14 protein-coding genes are annotated in these 18,834 nt (G+C 72.1%); 8 read left to right on the forward strand and 6 right to left on the reverse strand.

The genetic code is table 11. The features are described from left to right. Positions 1 to 105: 105 nt before the first annotated feature. From ACZ37P_RS26690 to ACZ37P_RS26705, 4 genes are all read right to left on the reverse strand, one after another. On the reverse strand, positions 106 to 4,002 hold the full coding sequence (locus tag ACZ37P_RS26690) for a multifunctional oxoglutarate decarboxylase/oxoglutarate dehydrogenase thiamine pyrophosphate-binding subunit/dihydrolipoyllysine-residue succinyltransferase subunit (protein WP_391044415.1): 3,897 nt from the start codon (positions 4,000 to 4,002) through the stop codon (positions 106 to 108). A gap of 249 nt (positions 4,003 to 4,251) precedes the next feature. Further along, positions 4,252 to 5,343 carry a HAMP domain-containing sensor histidine kinase gene (locus ACZ37P_RS26695; RefSeq protein WP_355344450.1) on the reverse strand — a complete coding sequence of 364 codons (1,092 nt, stop codon included), beginning with the start codon at positions 5,341 to 5,343 and terminating at the stop codon, positions 4,252 to 4,254. Then, on the reverse strand, positions 5,340 to 6,053 hold the full coding sequence (locus ACZ37P_RS26700) for a response regulator transcription factor (RefSeq protein ID WP_188281597.1): 714 nt from the start codon (positions 6,051 to 6,053) through the stop codon (positions 5,340 to 5,342). Before ACZ37P_RS26700 ends, ACZ37P_RS26695 begins: the two co-directional genes overlap by 4 nt. Before the next feature lie 60 nt (positions 6,054 to 6,113). Beyond that, positions 6,114 to 6,848 (reverse strand): spermidine synthase family protein, encoded by a 735-nt coding sequence (locus ACZ37P_RS26705; protein ID WP_467348986.1) that lies wholly within the window; start codon positions 6,846 to 6,848, stop codon positions 6,114 to 6,116. A 146-nt stretch (positions 6,849 to 6,994) separates the two neighbouring features. Here ACZ37P_RS26705 and ACZ37P_RS26710 point away from each other — a divergent pair, with 146 nt between their 5' ends. Both ACZ37P_RS26710 and lon read left to right on the forward strand, forming a co-directional pair. After that, positions 6,995 to 7,945, forward strand: coding sequence for a class I SAM-dependent methyltransferase (locus ACZ37P_RS26710; RefSeq protein ID WP_401852438.1), 951 nt, complete (start codon positions 6,995 to 6,997; stop codon positions 7,943 to 7,945). Between the two features lie 199 nt (positions 7,946 to 8,144). Then, positions 8,145 to 10,619, forward strand: coding sequence for an endopeptidase La (gene lon, locus ACZ37P_RS26715; RefSeq protein WP_467348988.1), 2,475 nt, complete (start codon positions 8,145 to 8,147; stop codon positions 10,617 to 10,619). Between the two features lie 156 nt (positions 10,620 to 10,775). On the opposite strand, the gene ACZ37P_RS26720 is transcribed toward lon, so the two are convergent. Further along, complete coding sequence (locus ACZ37P_RS26720) at positions 10,776 to 11,648, reverse strand: lysozyme (RefSeq protein WP_467348990.1); 873 nt, start codon at positions 11,646 to 11,648, stop codon at positions 10,776 to 10,778. 239 nt (positions 11,649 to 11,887) lie between these two features. On the opposite strand from ACZ37P_RS26720, the gene ACZ37P_RS26725 reads away from it, so the two are divergent. Next, positions 11,888 to 12,301 (forward strand): MarR family winged helix-turn-helix transcriptional regulator, encoded by a 414-nt coding sequence (locus tag ACZ37P_RS26725; RefSeq protein ID WP_355344462.1) that lies wholly within the window; start codon positions 11,888 to 11,890, stop codon positions 12,299 to 12,301. A 15-nt stretch (positions 12,302 to 12,316) separates the two neighbouring features. Here the strand turns inward: ACZ37P_RS26725 and ACZ37P_RS26730 are convergent, their stop codons facing one another. Further along, positions 12,317 to 13,075 carry a hypothetical protein gene (locus ACZ37P_RS26730; RefSeq protein WP_467348992.1) on the reverse strand — a complete coding sequence of 253 codons (759 nt, stop codon included), beginning with the start codon at positions 13,073 to 13,075 and terminating at the stop codon, positions 12,317 to 12,319. Positions 13,076 to 13,547: 472 nt separating this feature from the next. Here ACZ37P_RS26730 and ACZ37P_RS26735 point away from each other — a divergent pair, with 472 nt between their 5' ends. From ACZ37P_RS26735 to ACZ37P_RS26755, 5 genes are read left to right on the forward strand one after another with little or no spacing between them, the layout of a single operon-like run. Then, positions 13,548 to 16,004 carry a sensor histidine kinase gene (locus ACZ37P_RS26735; RefSeq protein ID WP_467348994.1) on the forward strand — a complete coding sequence of 819 codons (2,457 nt, stop codon included), beginning with the start codon at positions 13,548 to 13,550 and terminating at the stop codon, positions 16,002 to 16,004. A 26-nt stretch (positions 16,005 to 16,030) separates the two neighbouring features. Beyond that, positions 16,031 to 16,519, forward strand: a complete 489-nt coding sequence (locus ACZ37P_RS26740; RefSeq protein ID WP_355344428.1) for a roadblock/LC7 domain-containing protein — start codon at positions 16,031 to 16,033, stop codon at positions 16,517 to 16,519. Next, a complete protein-coding gene (locus ACZ37P_RS26745; RefSeq protein WP_188281760.1) occupies positions 16,519 to 16,911 on the forward strand; it encodes a DUF742 domain-containing protein in 393 nt (130 codons plus the stop codon). The genes ACZ37P_RS26740 and ACZ37P_RS26745 overlap by 1 nt, the downstream gene beginning before the upstream one ends. After that, positions 16,892 to 17,500 carry a GTP-binding protein gene (locus ACZ37P_RS26750; RefSeq protein ID WP_355344424.1) on the forward strand — a complete coding sequence of 203 codons (609 nt, stop codon included), beginning with the start codon at positions 16,892 to 16,894 and terminating at the stop codon, positions 17,498 to 17,500. The genes ACZ37P_RS26745 and ACZ37P_RS26750 overlap by 20 nt, the downstream gene beginning before the upstream one ends. A gap of 52 nt (positions 17,501 to 17,552) precedes the next feature. Continuing rightward, positions 17,553 to 18,809 carry a styrene monooxygenase/indole monooxygenase family protein gene (locus ACZ37P_RS26755; protein WP_355344421.1) on the forward strand — a complete coding sequence of 419 codons (1,257 nt, stop codon included), beginning with the start codon at positions 17,553 to 17,555 and terminating at the stop codon, positions 18,807 to 18,809. The last annotated feature ends 25 nt before the right edge of the window (positions 18,810 to 18,834 follow it).

Here is an 18,834-nt window from a genome sequence, read left to right on the forward strand (position 1 = left end):
CCCCCCCCCCCCCCCCCCCCCCCCCCCCCCCCCCCCCCCCCCCCCCCCCCCCCCCCCCCCCCCCCCCCCCCCCCCCCCCCCCCCCCCCCCCCCACGGGCGGGAGGTCAGATCGAGAAGACCTCTTCGATCAACTGCTGCTGCTGCTCCTGGTGCCGCTTGGCGGAGCCCACCGCGGGCGAGGACGACGCCGGGCGGGACACCCGGCGGAGCCGGTCCGCGTTGTCCGGGGCCGCGCCGAGCAGCAGGTCCAGGTGGTCGATCAGATTGAGCGCGATGAACGGCCACGCGCCCTGGTTCGCGGGCTCGTCCTGCGCCCATACGAACTTCTGCGCCTTGGTGTACGGCGCGATGGCCGCCTGGATCTCCACACCCGGCAGCGGGTACAGCCGCTCGATGCGGATGAAGGCCACGTCGGTCGCCCCGCGCCGCTCCCGCTCGGCGATCAGGTCGTAGTAGACCTTGCCGGAGCAGAAGACGACCTTGCGGACCGCCTCGGGCTGCACCGAGGTGTCGCCCATCACCGGCTGGAACTGCCCGGTGGTGAAGTCCTCGGCCTTCGACGCCGCCGCCTTCAGCCGGAGCATCGACTTCGGGGTGAAGACGATCAGCGGCTTGTGGTGCGGGTTGTGCACCTGCCAGCGCAGCAGGTGGAAGTAGTTGGCCGGGGTGGTCGGGGTGGCGACCGTCATGTTGTTCTGCGCGCAGAGCTGGAGGAAGCGCTCGATCCGGGCCGAGGAGTGGTCCGGGCCCTGGCCCTCGTAGCCGTGCGGCAGCAGCAGGGTGACGCCGGACGTCTGGCCCCACTTCTGCTCGGCCGCGGTGATGTACTCGTCCACCACGGTCTGGGCGCCGTTGACGAAGTCGCCGAACTGCGCCTCCCACAGCACCAGCGCCTCGGGCCTGGCCAGCGAGTAGCCGTACTCGAAGCCCATCGCCGCGTACTCGCTGAGCAGCGAGTCGTAGACGTTGTAACGGGCCTGGTCCTCGGACAGGTACAGCAGCGGGGTGAAGTCCTCGCCGGTCTCCCGGTCGATCAGCACCGCGTGCCGCTGGCCGAAGGTGCCGCGCCGCGAGTCCTGGCCCGCGAGCCGGACCGGCGTGCCCTCCAGGAGCAGCGAACCGATCGCCAGCGTCTCGCCCATGCCCCAGTCGATCGTGCCGTCCTCGACCATCGCCGCGCGGCGCTGGAGCTGCGGCAGCAGCCGCGGGTGGACGGTGACGTGCTCGGGGATGTTGACCTGCGACTCGGCGATCCGCTTGACGACCTCGGCGGAGACCGCCGTGGGCATCGCGACCGGGAACTCCGGCTGCACGGGCGTCTCGTGGCTCGCAGGCGGCGCGGACGCCGCCTCGCGGACCTCGGTGAAGACCTTCTCCAACTGCCCCTGGTAGTCCTGGAGCGCCTGCTCCGCCTCTTCCAGGGTGATGTCGCCGCGGCCGATCAGCGACTCGGTGTAGAGCTTGCGCACCGAGCGCTTCTTGTCGATCAGGTCGTACATCAGCGGCTGGGTGAACGCCGGGTTGTCCGACTCGTTGTGCCCGCGGCGGCGGTAGCAGATCAGGTCGATCACGACGTCCTTGTTGAACGCCTGCCGGAACTCGAAGGCCAGCCGCGCCACGCGGACCACGGCCTCCGGGTCGTCGCCGTTGACGTGGAAGATCGGCGCCTCGATCATCCGGGCCACGTCGGTGCAGTACATCGACGAGCGCGCGGACTCCGGGGCGGCGGTGAAGCCGACCTGGTTGTTGATCACCACGTGCACGGTGCCGCCGGTGCGGTAGCCGCGCAGTTGCGACATGTTGAGCGTCTCCGCGACGACGCCCTGGCCCGCGAAGGCCGCGTCGCCGTGCAGCGCGATCGGCAGCACCGTGAAGTCGGTGCCCGCCTTGTTGATGATGTCCTGCTTGGCGCGGGCGATGCCCTCGATGACCGGGTCGACCGTCTCCAGGTGCGAGGGGTTCGCGGCCAGCGAGACGGTGATCTGCTCGCCGTCGAGACCGGTGAAGGTGCCCTCGGCGCCCAGGTGGTACTTCACGTCGCCGGAGCCGTGCATCGACTTCGGGTCGAGGTTGCCCTCGAACTCGCGGAAGATCTGCGCGTACGACTTGCCGACGATGTTCGCCAGCACATTGAGCCGCCCGCGGTGGGCCATGCCGATCACGGCCTCGTCCAGCCGCGACTCGGCCGCCGCGTCGATGACCGCGTCGAGCAGCGGGATGACGGACTCGCCGCCCTCCAGCGAGAAGCGCTTCTGGCCGACGTACTTCGTCTGGAGGAAGGTCTCGAACGCCTCGGCCGCGTTGAGCCTGCGCAGGATGCGGAGCTGCTCCTCGCGCTCGGGCTTGGCGTGCGGGCGCTCGATCCGGTCCTGGATCCACTTGCGCTGCTTGGGGTCCTGGATGTGCATGAACTCGACGCCGACGGTGCGGCAGTACGAGTCGCGCAGCACCCCGAGGATGTCGCGCAGCTTCATCAGTGACTTCCCCGCGAAGCCACCGACCGCGAACTCGCGCTCCAGGTCCCACAGGGTCAGTCCGTGCTCCAGCACGTCCAGGTCGGGGTGCTTGCGCTGGCGGTACTCCAGCGGGTCGGTGTCGGCCATGACGTGGCCCCGGACCCGGTAGGAGTGGATCAGCTCGAAGACCCGCGCGGCCTTGGTGACGTCGTCGTCGTGCGCGGTGTCGATGTCGGTGCGCCAGCGGACCGGCTCGTACGGGATGCGCAGCGCGGCGAAGATGTCGTCGAAGAAGTCGTTCTCGCCGAGCAGGAGCTGGTTCATGATCCGCAGGAACTCGCCGGAGGCGGCGCCCTGGATCACCCGGTGGTCGTACGTGCTGGTCAGCGTCATGACCTTGGAGATGCCCAGCTTGTTCAGGGTGTCCTGCGAGGTGCCCTGGAACTCGGCCGGGTAGTCCATCGAGCCGACGCCGAGGATCATGCTCTGGCCGGGCATCAGCCGCGGCACGGAGTGCACGGTGCCCAGGCCGCCGGGGTTGGTCAGCGAGGCGGTGACGCCGGTGAAGTCGTCCATCGTCAGCTTGCCGTTGCGGGCGCGGCGGACGATGTCCTCGTAGGCCTGCCAGAACTCGAAGAAGTTCAGCGTCTCGGCCTTCTTGATGGCCGCGACGACGAGCTGGCGGTCGCCGTTGGGCTTCACCAGGTCGATGGCCAGACCCAGGTTGACGTGGTCGGGCTTGACCAGCGTCGGCTTGCCGTCCTTCTCCGCGAAGGAGTGGTTCATCGCCGGCATCGCCTTGAGCGCCTGCACCATCGCGTACCCGATCAGGTGCGTGAAGGAGACCTTGCCGCCGCGGGCGCGCTTGAGGTGGTTGTTGATGACGATGCGGTTGTCGAACAGCAGCTTCACCGGGATGGCGCGGACCGAGGTGGCGGTCGGCAGCTCCAGCGAGGCGTTCATGTTCTTGGCGACCGCGGCGGCCGGGCCGCGCAGCGTCACGTACTCGGTGCCCTGGGGCTCCGGCGCGGGGGCGGCCTGCCGGGGCGCCGCCTGCTTCGGGGCGGGCGCGGGCGCGGGAGCGGCCGGAGCCGCCGGTGCCTGGGCCGCCGGCGCCGGGACGGGCGCGGGGGCCGCCGCGGGCGCCACGGGGGCGGCAGGCGCGGCGGGGGAGGCCACGGGGGTGCCGTTGGCGACCGGCTGCGCGGGAGCGGGAGGGGCGGCGGGCGCCGGGGCGTCCGTCGCGCCCGCGGGGACCGGCTGCGCGGCGCCTACGGCGCTGCCCTCGTCGGGGGACGTCGCGCGAGCGGCGGCGCCGGAGGCGCCGCCCTGGCCGGGGGCGGCCGCCGAATCGGCGGAGCCGTCCGGCTTGTAGTCGGCGAAGAAGTCCCACCAGGCTCGGTCTACCGAGTCCCGATCCTGGAGGTACTGCTGGTAGATCTCATCGACCAGCCACTCATTGGGGCCGAAGCCCGCTGCGGGGCCTTCGCCCTGCGCTTCGTGGTCGGTCGAGACACTAGAGCTATTGGGGGACTGTGACGACACGGCGGCAACCGCCCTCTTCCGCTTCACAAGATGGTGGACAGCGGAAATAAAGGCTACGCCTACTGGAGGGGTCGATGCAGGCCCGGGGCCCTTACGTCGCGCATGTCACACCTGAAGACTGGTTTCAGTGCTGTTCCTGGCGGGAAATTGATCCCTCTTGGGGGTCGTTCGATCAGCCGCGCTCGCACGGCGTCGGTGCGGCGGAGGGCGGCTGGGGGGCGGCCGCGAGCGGCTCGCCCCAACTTTAGGTCAAGGTTGCGCCGTGGAGACACCCGGAAGGGTGACGTGGATGCGGCAGCCACGAGGGGATTCGGCCACTTCTATCCGCCCGCCGTGCAGGTCCACCGCCCAGCGCGCGATGGCCAGACCGAGCCCCGTCCCGCCGTCGCCGCCCGGATGCGCGCCGCGGTGGAAGCGGTCGAAGACGCGGGTGCGGTCGGCCTCGGGGATGCCGGGCCCCTCGTCGCGCACGTCCAGGTCAAGGCTGCCGGGCGCGCCGCCGCGCCTGGCCCGTACCGTCACCCGGCCGCCCGGCGGGCTGTGCTTGACCGCGTTGTCGACCAGGTTGGCCACCACCTGGTGCAGCCGCTCGCCGTCGGCGTAGGCCGTCAGTTCCGGGGGTGACACGTCCAGGTGCAGGTGGACGTCGGCGCGCGGCCGGGAGCGGGAGCCGGTCGCGGAGGAGCCCTCCATGCCCAGGCTCGCGGTGCGCAGCACCGCCGACAGGTACGGCCACACCTCGAAGCGCTTGGCCTCCAGCCGGACCGCGCCGCTGTCCAGCCGCGAGAGGTCCAGCAACTGGGTGACCAGCTTGCCGAGCCGTTCGGTCTGCTGGAGCGCCAGCCGCATCGTCTCGGGGTCGGCGGCCGACACCCCGTCCACCACGTTCTCCAGCACGGCCCGCAGCGCGGCGATGGGGGTGCGCAGCTCGTGCGAGACATTCGCCACGAGTTCCTTGCGGTGCCGGTCGACGGCGGCCAGATCGGCCGCCATCTGGTTGAAGGTCTCGGCCAGCTCGCCGACCTCGTCCCTGCGCACCCGCGCCACCCGGCGGCTGTAGTCGCCGCCCGCCATCGCCTTGGCGACGGCCGTCATCTCGCGCAGCGGCGCGGTCAGGCCGTTGGCGACGATCTGGGTCAGCAGCAGCGAGGCGATGATCGAGAAGATCGTGATGACCCGCAGCTCGGTCGCCGAGTGGATGGCGACGATCACCAGCAGGGTGGTGATCAGCACCGAGATGATCACCAGGAGCTGGAGCGCGGCCTTGATGGAGCGGTACGGGTCCCAGGGCCGCAGCGCGTCCCACACGCGCCGCCACAGCCGGCGCCACCACCGGGTCATGGCGCCGGGGTCTCCAGCGCGTACCCGACGCCGTGCACGGTACGGATGCGCTCGGCGCCGATCTTGCGGCGCAGCGCCTTGACGTGGCTGTCGACGGTCCTGGTGCCCGACGCGTCGGCCCAGTCCCACACCTCGGCGAGCAACTGCTCGCGGGAGAGCACCGCGCGCGGTTGCTGCGCCAGGCAGACCAGCAGCTCGAACTCGGTCGGGGTCAGGTGCACGTCGGCGCCCCTGACCCGGACCCGGCGCTGCGCGTGGTCGATCTCCAGGTCGCCGAGCTGCATGCTGGCGCCGCGCGGGTCGTGCGCGGCGATCGAGGCCCGCTCGACCCGGCGCAGCAGGACGTGCACGCGGGCGGCCAGCTCGCGCATCGAGAACGGCTTGGTCATGTAGTCGTCGGCGCCGACGCCGAGCCCGACCAGCATGTCCGTCTCGTCGTCGCGCGCGGTGAGCATCAGCACCGGCACCGGCCGGTCGGCCTGCACCCGGCGGCAGACCTCGAGGCCGTCGTAGCCGGGCAGCATGACATCGAGAACCAGCAGGTCGGGCTGCCAGGTGTGCGCGGACTCCACCGCGGAGGGACCGTCCCCCGCCGTCCGCACCTGGAATCCCTCGGCCTGCAGCCTGGCCGCGATGGCCTCCGTGATGGTCTGGTCGTCCTCGACCACCAGCACCCGGCGCTGCGTGCCCGTCGTCTGCGCGCTGTCCAATTCCGCCCCACAAGGTCGTCCTGGTTACGGGGGAGCCTACGGGGCAGGTGGGCGCCCTGACTACGCGGCGTTGATCGCCAGGTGCACGACATCCGGAACCCCACGCGTCACTTCCACCTCCAGAGTGCGTACTCCGGAGAAGCCCGCGGCCCGCAGCGCGTCCTCGAAACCGGCCGACGGGCTCGCCGACCACACGGCAAGGACGCCGCCGGCCGTCAGCCGGTTCCGGCAGGCCGCGAGGCCCGCGGGGCCGTACAGACCGCCGTTGTCGTCGGTGACCGTCCAGCCCGGGCCGTTGTCGATGTCCAGGCAGAGCGCGTCGTACCGCTCGCCGGGCTCCGCCACGTACGCCACCAGGTCCCGCTCGACCACCGTCACCCGCGGGTCGTCCAGCGCGCCCGCGGAGAACGGCGCGAGCCGCCCGTCGCGGTGCCAGCCGACGACCGCGGACTCGCGTTCGACGACGGTGATCCGGGACCAGCCCGGCCGCGCGGCGGCGCGCGCGAGGGAGAATCCGACGCCGAGACCGCCGATGAGCACCGAGCGGCCGGGCCGGTCCGCGCTGTCCGCCGGTTCTTCGTCCAGGTATTCCAGTGCCGCGTCGACAAGAAGGCGCTCGGACCGCCCGTCGGAGGTGTCCATGAGGAAACACCCGTTCGCGATGATCTGGAGCAGGTCGCCGTGCCGTCGCAGCACCACCTCCCCGTACGGGCCTTCCTGCCGGTCGAGCACCACGGGGGCGGTGTGGTCGAAGGCGCGGGTTCCGCTGTAGGAGGATGGGTGTTGGAGGGTCATACGGCCAGTTTGGCGTATGCCGCACGAGGTCATGACCTTATGTCGGCCACCTTTCCATCGGGCGTTAACTGCTCGGTCGTGAGAACTTCATTTCCTCTGCATCGGGGCATGACCTGGGCGGCGAACCGGCGGCGTAAATTCCGCGCATGTCCTCCCTACTGAAGAATCGACTGACCAGGCGGGTGCTCGCCCCCGCTGCCGCACTGGTCGACCGTCGCGTGCAGAGCTCCGCCTCCAAGCTCCGCAAGGAGATCGAGAGCGACCGCAGGTCGCAGGTCGCCGATCTCGACTCGATGCGCAAGAAGGTCGCGGAGCTGGGCGACCAGCAGTTCGCGATCGGTCTGCTCTTCGACAAGACCGGACGCAGCGGTCCCCGGCTGCCCACCCCGGACCGGATCGACACCCTGGTGCGGGAGATGGTCGCCGTCTCGGGCCGCGACGAGGCCGACGCGCGGCGCAATGTGACGATCGCCTTCCGCAATGTGATCGCGCTCGAAGCCCTGGCCGTCGGCCGCCTGGCCGGTTCCACCTACAACATCTGCGGCAAGCTGGCCACGGTCCCGCTGCTCGACCCGCCCAACGAGGACGTGCTGGAGATCGGCACGTTGCACGGCCTGTTCTCCGCCGCGCTGATGCGGATGCTGCACCGGGCCGGTGTCGAGGCGCGGCTGACCATCGTCGACCCGCTGGCCGGGACGCAGCTCCAGCCCGGCGCCCGGCCGGTCGGCGAGCCCACCGGCACGCCGGTGCGGATGGACGTGGTGCGCGCGAATCTGGCGCTCGGCGGCAAGGCAGGGGAGCGGGCCAGGATCGAGCAGGGCTTCTCCGGCGACCCGGACACCCGGGCCGCGGTCTCCGACCGGAAGTACGGCGTGATCATCGTCGACGGCGACCACTCGGCCGAGGGCGTCATGGCCGACCTGGAGTGGGCAGAGAAGATCGCGGCGCCCGGCGGCATCGTGGTGCTCGACGACTACGGGGACGCCGCATGGACCGGTGTCCAGGAGGCGGCGGACAAGTACCTGGAGACCGGGGAGTCCCGGTTCGAGATGCTGGGCCGGGTCTCCACCTCGGCCTTCCTGCGCGCCAGGAGCTGACCGGGGGAGCTGCGGGGGACCGCCGGGAGCGGGACCGCCGAGGTCGGAACCGCCCGGGTCGGGGTCGCCGGGAGTTGGATCGCGCAGGTCAGGACCTCCGAGGCCGGGGATCGCTGAGAGCGAACGCGCCCCGGGGAACATTCGAAGTGCCCCAGGCATTGAGTCGACATAGCTCAACTTGATTGCCGAAGGGGAGATCATGGCTTCGACGCCCACAACGCTCACTCTGCCCGTGCTGCCCCTGTCCGACGAGGTCGTCCTGCCCGGCATGGTCGTACCGGTCGACCTGTCGGACACGGAGGCGCGGGCCGCGGTGGAAGCCGCGCACGCCGCCGCCGGAACCGGCGGCCTCGCCGGTGACAGCGGCGACAACAAGCCGAAGGTGCTGCTCGTTCCCCGCGTGGACGGGACCTACGCGGGGATCGGGGTGCTCGGCACCGTCGAGCAGGTCGGCCGGCTGTCCGACGGCGACCCCGGCGCCGTGATCCGGGGCCGCTCACGCGTGCGGATCGGGGCCGGTACGACCGGGCCCGGCGCCGCTTTGTGGGTGGAGGGCACGCCGGTGGAGGAACCGGCGCCCGCGGAGTCGCCCGGCACGGTCGCCGAGCTGATGAAGGAGTACAAGGCGCTGGCCACGAGCTGGCTGCGCAAGCGCGGCGCCTGGCAGGTGGTGGACCGGGTCCAGCAGATCGACGACCTGTCCCAGCTCGCCGACAATTCCGGCTACTCCCCTTACCTCACCACCGAGCAGCGCGTGGAGCTGCTGGAGACCCTCGACCCGATGGCCCGGCTCAAGCTGGCCGTCCAGTGGCTGCGCGACCACCTCGCCGAGCAGGACGTGGCCGAGAGCCTGCGCAAGGATGTGCAGGAGGGCATGGAGAAGCAGCAGCGCGAGTTCCTGCTGCGCCAGCAGCTCGAAGCGGTCCGCAAGGAACTGGCGGAGCTGAACGGCGACCCGGAGAACGAGAGCGAGGACTACCGCGCCCGCGTCGAGGCCGCCGAACTGCCGGAGAAGGTCCGCGAGGCCGCCCTGAAGGAGGTCGAGAAGCTGGAGCGCTCCTCGGACGCCTCCCCCGAGGGCTCCTGGATCCGCACCTGGCTGGACACCGTCCTGGAACTGCCGTGGAACACCACGACCGAGGACACCTACGACGTCCCGGGCGCCCGCGCGGTGCTGGACGCCGACCACTCGGGCCTGGACGACGTCAAGGAACGCATCACCGAGTACCTGGCCGTGCGCAAGCGGCGCGCGGACCGCGGCCTCGGTGTCGTCGGCGGCCAGGCGGACGGCGCTTCCGGCAAGAGCGGCGGCGGGCGGCGGGCGGGCGGCGCGGTGCTGGCCCTGGTCGGGCCGCCCGGAGTCGGCAAGACCTCGCTCGGCGAATCCGTCGCGCGCGCCATGGGCCGTACCTTCGTCCGGGTGTCGCTGGGCGGCGTCCGCGACGAGGCGGAGATCCGCGGCCACCGGCGTACGTACGTCGGCGCGCTGCCCGGCCGGATCGTGCGGGCCATCAAGGAGGCCGGGTCGATGAACCCGGTGGTGCTGCTCGACGAGATCGACAAGGTCGGCTCCGACTACCGGGGCGACCCGGCGGCGGCGCTGCTCGAAGTCCTCGACCCGGCGCAGAACCACACGTTCAGGGACCACTACCTGGAGGTCGAACTCGACCTGTCCGACGTGGTGTTCCTGGCCACCGCCAACGTCCTGGAGACCATCCCCGAGCCGCTGCTCGACCGGATGGAGCTGGTCAGGCTCGACGGCTACACCGAGGACGAGAAGGTCGTCATCGCCCGCGACCACCTGCTCCCGCGCCAGTTGGAGCGGGCGGGCCTGGCCGAGGACGAGGTGGCGCTGGAGGAGGAGACGCTGCGCAGGCTGGCGGGCGAGTACACCCGCGAGGCGGGCGTCCGCAATCTGGAGCGCACCGTCGCCCGGATATTGCGCAAGATCGCGGCGCGGCACGAACTGGGCGACCAGGAACTGCCGTTCACCGTCGGCCCCGACGACCTGCGGGCGCTGATCGGACGGCCGCACCACGTACCGGAGTCCGCGCAGGACCCGGAGGAGCGGCGCACGGCGGTGCCGGGCGTGGCCACCGGGCTCGCGGTGACCGGCGCGGGCGGTGACGTCCTCTACATCGAGGCGTCGCTGGCCGACCCGGAGACCGGCGGATCGGGACTCCAGCTCACCGGCCAACTGGGCGACGTCATGAAGGAGTCGGCGCAGATCGCGCTGTCCTTCCTGCGGTCGCACGGCGCGGAGCTGGAACTGCCGGTCGGCGACCTCAAGGAGCGCGGCGTCCACCTGCACGTGCCCGCGGGCGCGGTGCCGAAGGACGGGCCGAGCGCCGGTGTCACCATGACCACCGCGCTGGCGTCGCTGCTCAGCGGGCGCCGGGTCCGTACCGACGTCGCCATGACCGGCGAAGTGTCCCTGACCGGACGGGTGCTGCCGATCGGCGGCGTCAAGCAGAAGCTGCTCGCCGCGCACCGCGCCGGGATCACGACCATCGTCATCCCGAAGCGGAACGAGGCGGACCTGGACGACGTCCCGGCCGAGATCCTGTCGGCCCTCGACGTCCACCCGGTCAGCGACGTCCGCCAAGTCCTGGCGCTGGCGCTGGAGTCGGCCTCCGCCGAGGCCGCCGAGGCGGAGGTGCCGCTGGCCGCCTGACGGCCTCCGGCCGCGGGTCCGGTCGAAGGCCGCGGTCCGGTCGAAGACCGTGGTCCGGCCGTGAAGGCCGTGGTCCGGCCCTGAACACGCGAGTTCCCCGCACCCTTGGGACGAGGGTGCGGGGAACTCGTGCGTGCGGGAGCCGCCGCGAGGTGACTAGCCCAGGGCGAGGGCCTGGAGACGGGACAGGTCTCCGTTGAAGCGGTCCTGGTCACCGGGGAAGGTGCCGGCGTCGCCGTACTGCCAGAAGGTGTAGAAGCCGTAGCCCGCGGGCAGGGTGCCGACCGTGCTGGTGTACTTCGCGATCCAGATCGGGCTGGTGGTGGCGAAGCCGCTGTTGTTCCCGGTGCAGGTGTTCCACCAGTCGAAGGTGGTGTAGATGACCGGGTAGACACCCTCGCGCGCGTGGTACTGGTTGGCGAAGGCGTGGATCCAGCTCACCATGCTGGCCTGGCTCAGGCCGTAGCAGGTCGCGCCGTAGGGGTTGTACTCGATGTCCAGCGCGCCCGGCAGCGTCTTGCCGTCGCCGGACCAGCCGCCGCCGTGGGCGATGAAGTAGTCGGCCTGCGCGGCGCCGCCGGAGGTGTCGGGGGTGGCGAAGTGGTACGAGCCGCGGATCATGCCCACGTTGTACGACCCGTTGTACTGCTGCGTGAAGTACGGGTTGGTGTACGACGTGCTCTCGGTCGCCTTGACGTAGGCGAACTTGCCGCCGTTCGCCCACGCGGTGGCCCAGTTGACGTTCCCCTGGTAGCCGGAGACGTCCATGCCGAGCGTCTGCGTCGCCATCGGGGTGACGGTCCCGGCGGACGACGACGAGGAGGCGCTGGAGCCCTCGTGCGCCTTGATGGTGGAGCCCATCCAGTCGAGTTCGGGGTGCGTGAGGTGCCCCGTGCCGCTCGCCGCGCTGGCGGAGCCGGGCATGACGAACACCATCGCGAGCATGGTGACGAACAGACCGGCCAGCAGGCCGAGCCTCTTCCGGACCGAGCCGGGGCCGTGCACGACGGAGAGATCTCCGTGGGACATTCGTGCCTCCATGGTGGGGACTCGGCATGGCCTTGCAGTGGCCATGACAGATTTGAAGGTAGAGGCGCGACTCCGGGCGTGAAAGGGGGTCAGGAAACCGCCGATGGTCTACTCCTGCGAAATACTTGACGTGCTGCGGAAACAACCGTGAGTGAAGGAAACTTTCAGGCGTTGAAAGCGGGAACGGTGTGAACGAGGCGAGACAGGCGGCGGAAGCGGCCGGATCCGACGACAGCGACATGGACGCGCTGGAGCGCGAACTGACCGTGCTGTTCCGGCGCGCCCGCGCCACCTCGGGCGACCTCGCCCGCGCCGTCCACCCGGAACTGGAACCCGCCGCGTACGGCCTGCTGGTCCGGCTGGAGGAGACGGAACCCGAGCGCGCCACCGAACTCGCGGCGTACTTCGGGGTCGGAAAGGCCACCATGAGCCGCCAGTTGCGGGCCATGGAGGAACTGGGCCTGGTCACCCGCGAGCCCGACCCCGCCGACGGCCGCGCCTTCCTGATGCGCCTGACCGCCGAGGGCCGCGAGCGCTTCTCCCGCGTCCGCACCGCCCGCCGCGAGCGCTACCTGCGCCAGCTCATGGCCTGGGACCGCACGGACGTCGCGGAGCTGGCCCGCCTGCTCCAGCGCCTGAACAACGAGGAGTAGCCCGCCCCCGCGCGGCTACAGCTCCACCAGGACCGCTGTCGCGTCGTCGTGGCGCTTTCCGTCGGGGGACTCCTCGGCGGCCTCGCGGGCGCGCACGCGGGCGATCAGGGCCTCGGGGCCCGCCTTGCGGAGCAGGGTGAGGACATCGGGCCAGGCGTCGTCGCCGAAGACCTCGACGGTACGGGCGGCGCCGTCGGTGAGCGCGGCCAGCGCGCGGACCCGGGAGCGCGGGGTGCGGCCGGTGACGGCCCGCGAGACGACCGCGGGATCGGCGGCGGCGGTGAAGAAACCGCCCTCCAGATTGCGCAGCGGCCCGACCCGTACGCCCGCGGCGCGCAGCCGGTCGATCCGGTCGTCCAGCACCGCGGTCACCTCGCCGTCCGGCGACTCCAGCAGCAGCGCCGAGTCCGACAGCACCAGGTGCTCGACGTACTCCTCGTCCCAGCGGACGGCGACCACCGTGGCCTGCGGGGTGAGCGGGTGAGAAAGATCACAGGTGTCACGGTGTGCCGCGGCCGTCCTGCCGATCGCGGCGGACAGAGCGTCGGGAAGCGTCATCTCCGGCCGGGAAACGGACAGTTCGAGCAGCGCGCCGCCGAGCCGGGCGGTGAACCACGGCACCGAGTGCACGCAATCTCCGTTGTCCGGCGGCGGCGTCACCCCGTCCAGCAGGACCACGGCGCCGCCCTGCCCGGAAGCGGGCAGGGCCACGGAGACGAAGTCCTCGTTCGGACGGTCGGGGGTGCCGGGCGCGGTGGCCGTCTCGATGCGCATGGGACCAGTGTGCGGGACCCGCGGGTACGGACGGCGGCCCGCGGGTGTCCCGGCGGTGGCCGGACGGCGGCTCCCCGGCACCCCGCGCGGCGGCCCGGCGTTCGAAACCGCGCCCCCCGCGGACGGCCCCATTGGTACGGACCGGGGCGCGCGGGCCTATGCGCGCGGGCATCCTGCCAAAGGTCGCAGCACCGCGCCAGTGCCGTCCACGCCGGGCGAAGTGTCCCCGCGCACGCCGGACTTGTCGGTCAACTCCTCGTTGCGATTCACTCGTTCGAGTGTCCGGGGGAGCGACGCGTGGCACCTCTCCGGGCGGGGCTGCAAGGGTCGGAGGGACTTCTGCATATTCCCCGGGGACACTCCCGGGCCCGCCGGCGATACGTGATTGCGAGCACCGAAGTTGCGTGAACGACGTCAACCGCGAGAGCGGAGGGTCCGGCAGCGTCTGCTCGCCGCCCTGCTCGTCTGCGCCGTGACCGTCCTGGCCGCCGCCGCTCCAGGCGTCGCCCTCGCGGTCCGCGACCTGTCGCGGGCCCAGGACCGGGCGGACGCGGCCCAGCTCACCACCCGCGCCACCGTGCTCGCCCACTCCCTCGCCGACGAGCGCGACGACCTCGCCGCCTTCGCCGCCGACGGCCGTGACGCGGCCAGCGGCGACGGCCTGCCGGAGGACAGCCGCTCCCGCGTCGACCGCCAGGTCCAGGACGTCGCCGCCGACGCCCCCGCCGGCCTGCGGACCGCGCTCGCCGCGCTGCCCCGCGTCCGGCAGGGCGCCCTCGGCGGCGACGGCGGCCCGCAGAGCGTCATCAGCGCCTACCAGCCGCTGCTCGACGCCCTCGGCAGGACCGCGGGCCCGGTCACCGCGCCGCTGACCCGCGCCGTCACCGCCGCCGCCGTCCAGCGCGGCCTGCTGGTCGCCGCGCTCACCGCGGGCGGCACCCAGCCGGAGCTGACCGCCGCGGCCCAGGTCGCCCACGTCCAGGAACAGGCCGCGCTCGCCGAATTCCGCGCCACGGCCCCCGCCGACCTGCGCGGCCAGTACGACCAGACCGTCACCGGCGCCGACACCGCGCAGGCCGACCGCGACCTCGCCCAGCTCCTCGACGGCGGGCAACTCACCCGCTCCGACCGGGCGCTGGGCGCGAAACCGGTCAACGCGGCGCTGACCGCCAGGATCGGCCTGATGCGTACGGTCGAGGCGTCCGCCGCCACCGACGAGGCCCGCGCCGCCGCCCACGACCGCGACGACGACGTCACCGCGCTGGAGGTGCGGGCCGCGCTCGCCGCGCTCTGCCTGCTGCTCGTGGTGGGCGTCCTCGTCACCGTCTTCCGCAGCCTCACCCGCCCGCTGGCCGCGCTGCACCGCTGGTCCCGCGCCGACGCCGAGAGCGGCCAGGGCGCCGAGGTGACCGGCACCGACGAATTCGCCGCCGTCGCCCGCCGGGCCAACGCGCTGACGCAGGAGGCCCAGGCGCTGCGCTCGCGCTCCGCCGACCTGGCCGCCGACCGCATCCGCGCGCTCGGCGTGCACGGCGCGCTCTCCGCCGAGCGGGACACGCTGCTGCGCCGCCAGGACGAGCTGACCCGGCAGCTCGCCGCCGCCACCACGCAGGGCGCCGCGCAGCTCACCTACGTCAACCTCAGCCTGCGCACCCTCGGCCTGGTGGAGCGTCAACTCACCCTGATCGAGGGCCTGGAGGACCAGGAGCAGGAGCCGGACCGGCTGGAGACCCTGTTCAAGCTGGACCACCTCGCCACCCGCATGCGGCGCAACAGCGAGAATCTGCTGGTCCTCACCGGCACCGAGCACAGCCACGGCGCCGCCGCCCGCCCGGTCCCGCTGGTCGACGTGGCACGCGCCGCGATCTCCGAGATCGAGCGGTACGACCGGGTACGCATCCAGGTGCTCGCCGTCGCCCGGATCGCGGGCCGCGCCGCCGACGACATCAGCCACCTGCTGGCCGAACTCCTCGACAACGCCACCTCCTTCTCCGCCCCGCACGCCGAAGTGCACCTGTCCGGCTGGCTGCTGGAGAGCGGCGAGGTCATGCTGTCGGTCGAGGACGCGGGCATCGGCGTACCGCCGGAACGCCTCGGCGAGCTCAACGCGGTACTCGCCGACCCCGACCCGGCCCCGCCCGGCACGGTCTCCGGCATGGGCCTGTACGTGGTCTCCCGGCTCGCCCACCGGCACGGCGTCCGGGTGCAGTTGCGCCCGCAGAAGCTCGGCGGCACCGCCGCCGTCGTCGTGCTGCCGCGGGTCCTGCTCCCGGCCGCGCAGCCCGACGAGCAGCCCGCCACGCCGGTGGAGGCCGCGCTGGCGGGCGAGCCGATGCCCGCGGCCACGACGCCGGCCGGCGCAGGGGCCGACGCCCCGTCAGCCACGGAACCGGCCGCCGAAACCGCCTCCGCCGCACCGGAGTTCGGCCGGGCGCCCGCGCCCGCCGCCGACCCGGCCGTACCGCGCCAGACCGAGCACACCCGCCCGGCTCCCGACGGCGGGACCGCGCCAGGACAGGGCGCCTCCCGGCCCCGGCACCGTAGGGTGTCCGCAGCCGACACGCCTGCCGCGCCCGTCGGCGGCAGCCTCACCGGCAAGGGGCTGCCGCAGCGGACCCCGCGCAGCACCGGTCTGACCGGAGAGCCCGCGACGCGCGAGCCGCAGCGCGGGGGACCGGTCGACGCCGAGGCGCTGCGGCGCAAACTGGGCGGTCTGCAAAGGGGATTGCAGGCCGGACGGCGGGACGTCGAGGAGGAGATCACCAGCGGATCAGGACCGGTCGCCGGGGCAGGAGTGGTGATACCGGAGCAGGGAGCCGGAGCGGGACCGGGAGCGGTGGAGGGCACCGCGGTCACGACCACGGACGTGCGAGGGGACGACCAGGGGGACGCAGGCCCAGCCGAAACCGTTGAGGAGGCGACCCGTTGAACGCGGTCGGCACGCAAACGAAGGACTTGAGTCATGAGGCGCGCAATCTCCAGTGGCTGTTGCAGAGCTTCGTCGAGGAGGTGCACGGCGTCCGCTCGGTCGCCGTGGTCTCCTCCGACGGTCTGCTGCTGATCACCTCGCACGCCGAGGCCGACGCGTCGCCGCCCCCCGCGCCGCCGGCCGACGAGGACCCGGCGGTCCCCGCCCCGCGGAAGAACCCCGCGGGGGACCGCGGCGACCTCGCCGCCGTCGTGTCGGGCCTGGCCTCCCTCACCGTCGGCGCGGCGAAGCTGATGGACGGCGGCAAGGTCCGGCAGACCACCGTCGCGATGAGCGACGGCGCGTTGTTCGTCATGTCGATCAGCGACGGCTCGCTGCTGGGCGTGCACGCGGGCGCCGACTGCGACATGAGCGTCATCGCCTACCACATGGCCCTGTTCGTCGGACGGGCCGGACACGTCCTGACCCCCGCACTGCGCAGTGAGCTGCGCCACGCCCTGGAGAGTGCCCGCTGATGCCGTCGCTGCCCCAACGCGGAGCCGACCGGCGCACCGCGCGCGTACGCCCGTACGCTTTGACCGGCGGTCGCACGCGGTTCGGCCATGTGCTCATGGTCGAGACGTTCGTGGCCACCGTTGACGGTCCGGGCGAACAACTCGCCCTCACCAGGGGCGACTGGGCCGAGCGCGTGATGCCCGAGCTGCGGGCGATCGTCGAACTGTGCCGCAGAATGCGGTCGGTGGCCGAGATCTCCGCACTCCTGCGGATGCCGCTCGGCGTCGTCCGTGTCCTGATCAGTGACCTGGCGGACCAGGGAAGGATCCGCGTGTACGGAACCGGGCACGGGCCCGGCAGCCCCGACCGCGCGCTGCTCGAAAGGGTGCTCAGTGGACTTCGCAGGCTCTGACCAGCAGGACGGCCTGCAAGAGTGGCAGAAGGAACGCGGCAGGGCGCCGGTCTCCACGAAGATCGTGGTGGCGGGCGGCTTCGGCGTGGGCAAGACCACCTTCGTCGGCGCCGTCTCCGAGATCGCACCGCTCACCACCGAGGCGGTGATGACCCAGGCCAGCGAGGCCGTCGACGACCTCGCCGCCACTCCCGACAAGACCACCACCACGGTGGCCATGGACTTCGGCCGGATCACCCTGGACCAGGACCTGGTGCTGTACGTCTTCGGCACGCCGGGACAGCAGCGCTTCTGGTTCATGTGGGACGACCTCGTGCGCGGCGCGATAGGCGCGGTCGTGCTCGCCGACACCCGCCGACTGGCCGACTGCTTCCCGGCGTTGGACTACTTCGAGGGCACCGGTCTGCCCTACACGGTCGCCGTCAACCAGTTCGAGGGCACGGCGCAGTACACCCCGGACGACGTCCGTGAGGCACTGGCCGTACCCGCCCACATCCCCGTATTGGTGATCGACGCTCGCAAGCGGTATTCAGTGGTGGAGGCGCTGCTGGCGCTGGTCGGGCACGCGCTGTCCGAACAGCCCATGTAGTGGCCGCAGTTGCCGCCGCCTTACGAAGTCCATCGACCTGAAGCGAGCCGTTGTGCGCAAGATACTCATCGTCGGAGCCGGGCAGGCCGGGCTCCAACTCGCCCTGGGCCTCCAGTCCCAGGGCTATGACGTCACCGTGATGTCCAACCGGACCGCCGACGAGATACGCGGCGGCCGGGTGATGTCCACCCAGTGCATGTTCGCCACCGCGCTCCAGCACGAACGCGACCTCGGGCTGAACTTCTGGGAGGACCAGGCGCCGCGCATCGAGGGAGTGGGTGTCTCCGTCTCCGCGCCCGACGCCTCACGGCCGATCGACTGGGTGGGCAGGCTGCGCGGTCACGCGCAGTCCGTCGACCAGCGGGTGAAGATGGCCGGCTGGATGGAGACCTTCGCCGAGCGCGGCGGCAAGCTCGTCATCCACGGTGTGGCCGTATCGGATCTGGACTACTTCTCCCGCGCCTACGACCTGGTGCTGGTGGCCGCGGGCAAGGGCGAGATCGTCTCCATGTTCCGCCGGGACGCCGCCCGTTCGCCCTACGACGCCCCCCAGCGGGCGCTCGCGGTGTCGTATGTGCACGGACTCGGGCCGCGCCCCGAGCACCCCGACTTCTTCGCGGTGCGCTGCAATCTGGTGCCGGGCGTCGGCGAGTTGTTCGTGATGCCGACGCTGACCACCTCGGGCCCGGCCGACATACTCTTCTGGGAGGGCGTGCCCGGCGGCCCGGTCGACGTCTTCCAGGGCGTCAAGGACCCCGCGGAGCAGCTCCGCCTCACACTTGACCTGATGCGCCGCTTCACGCCGTGGGAGTACGACCGGGCGGGCTCGGTCGAGCTGACCGACGCGGGCGGCACGCTCGCCGGGCGGTACGCGCCGACCGTGCGCGAGCCGGTCGGTGAACTGCCCTCGGGCGGGCTGGTTCTGGGCGTCGCGGACGTCGTGGTGGCCAACGACCCGATCACCGGCCAGGGTTCCAACAACGCCGCCAAGTGCGCGGCCTCGTATCTGGCGAGCATCGTCGAGCGCGGCGAGCTGCCCTTCGACCGCGCGTGGATGCAGAGCGCCTTCGACCGCTACTGGAACCACGCGGCGCCGGTCACCAAGTGGACCAACGCGATGCTCGCGCCGCCGCCGGAGCACGTCCTCGGCCTGATCGGCGCGGCGGGCGGGCTCCAGCCGGTCGCCGACCGCTTCGCCAACGGCTTCGACGACCCGGCCGACTACGAGGAGTGGTTCTTCGACCCGGAGCGGGCCGGGGCGTATCTCGCCGAGGCGCAGGCCGCGGCGGGCGCCGGGCCATCCGCCTAGGCGTCGGACCCGGCTCCCATGATCC

The organism is Streptomyces sp. NPDC024632 (assembly GCF_055559175.1).

Coding starts and splice junctions, on each gene's coding strand:
- ACZ37P_RS26720 (WP_467348990.1), bottom strand. CDS start 11,648: ATGTCCCACGGAGATCTCTCCGTCGTGCACGGCCCCGGCTCGGTCCGG.
- ACZ37P_RS26730 (WP_467348992.1), bottom strand. CDS start 13,075: ATGCGCATCGAGACGGCCACCGCGCCCGGCACCCCCGACCGTCCGAAC.
- ACZ37P_RS26710 (WP_401852438.1), top strand. CDS start 6,995: ATGTCCTCCCTACTGAAGAATCGACTGACCAGGCGGGTGCTCGCCCCC.
- ACZ37P_RS26705 (WP_467348986.1), bottom strand. CDS start 6,848: ATGACCCTCCAACACCCATCCTCCTACAGCGGAACCCGCGCCTTCGAC.
- lon (WP_467348988.1), top strand. CDS start 8,145: ATGGCTTCGACGCCCACAACGCTCACTCTGCCCGTGCTGCCCCTGTCC.
- ACZ37P_RS26695 (WP_355344450.1), bottom strand. CDS start 5,343: ATGACCCGGTGGTGGCGCCGGCTGTGGCGGCGCGTGTGGGACGCGCTG.
- ACZ37P_RS26745 (WP_188281760.1), top strand. CDS start 16,519: ATGCCGTCGCTGCCCCAACGCGGAGCCGACCGGCGCACCGCGCGCGTA.
- ACZ37P_RS26725 (WP_355344462.1), top strand. CDS start 11,888: ATGGACGCGCTGGAGCGCGAACTGACCGTGCTGTTCCGGCGCGCCCGC.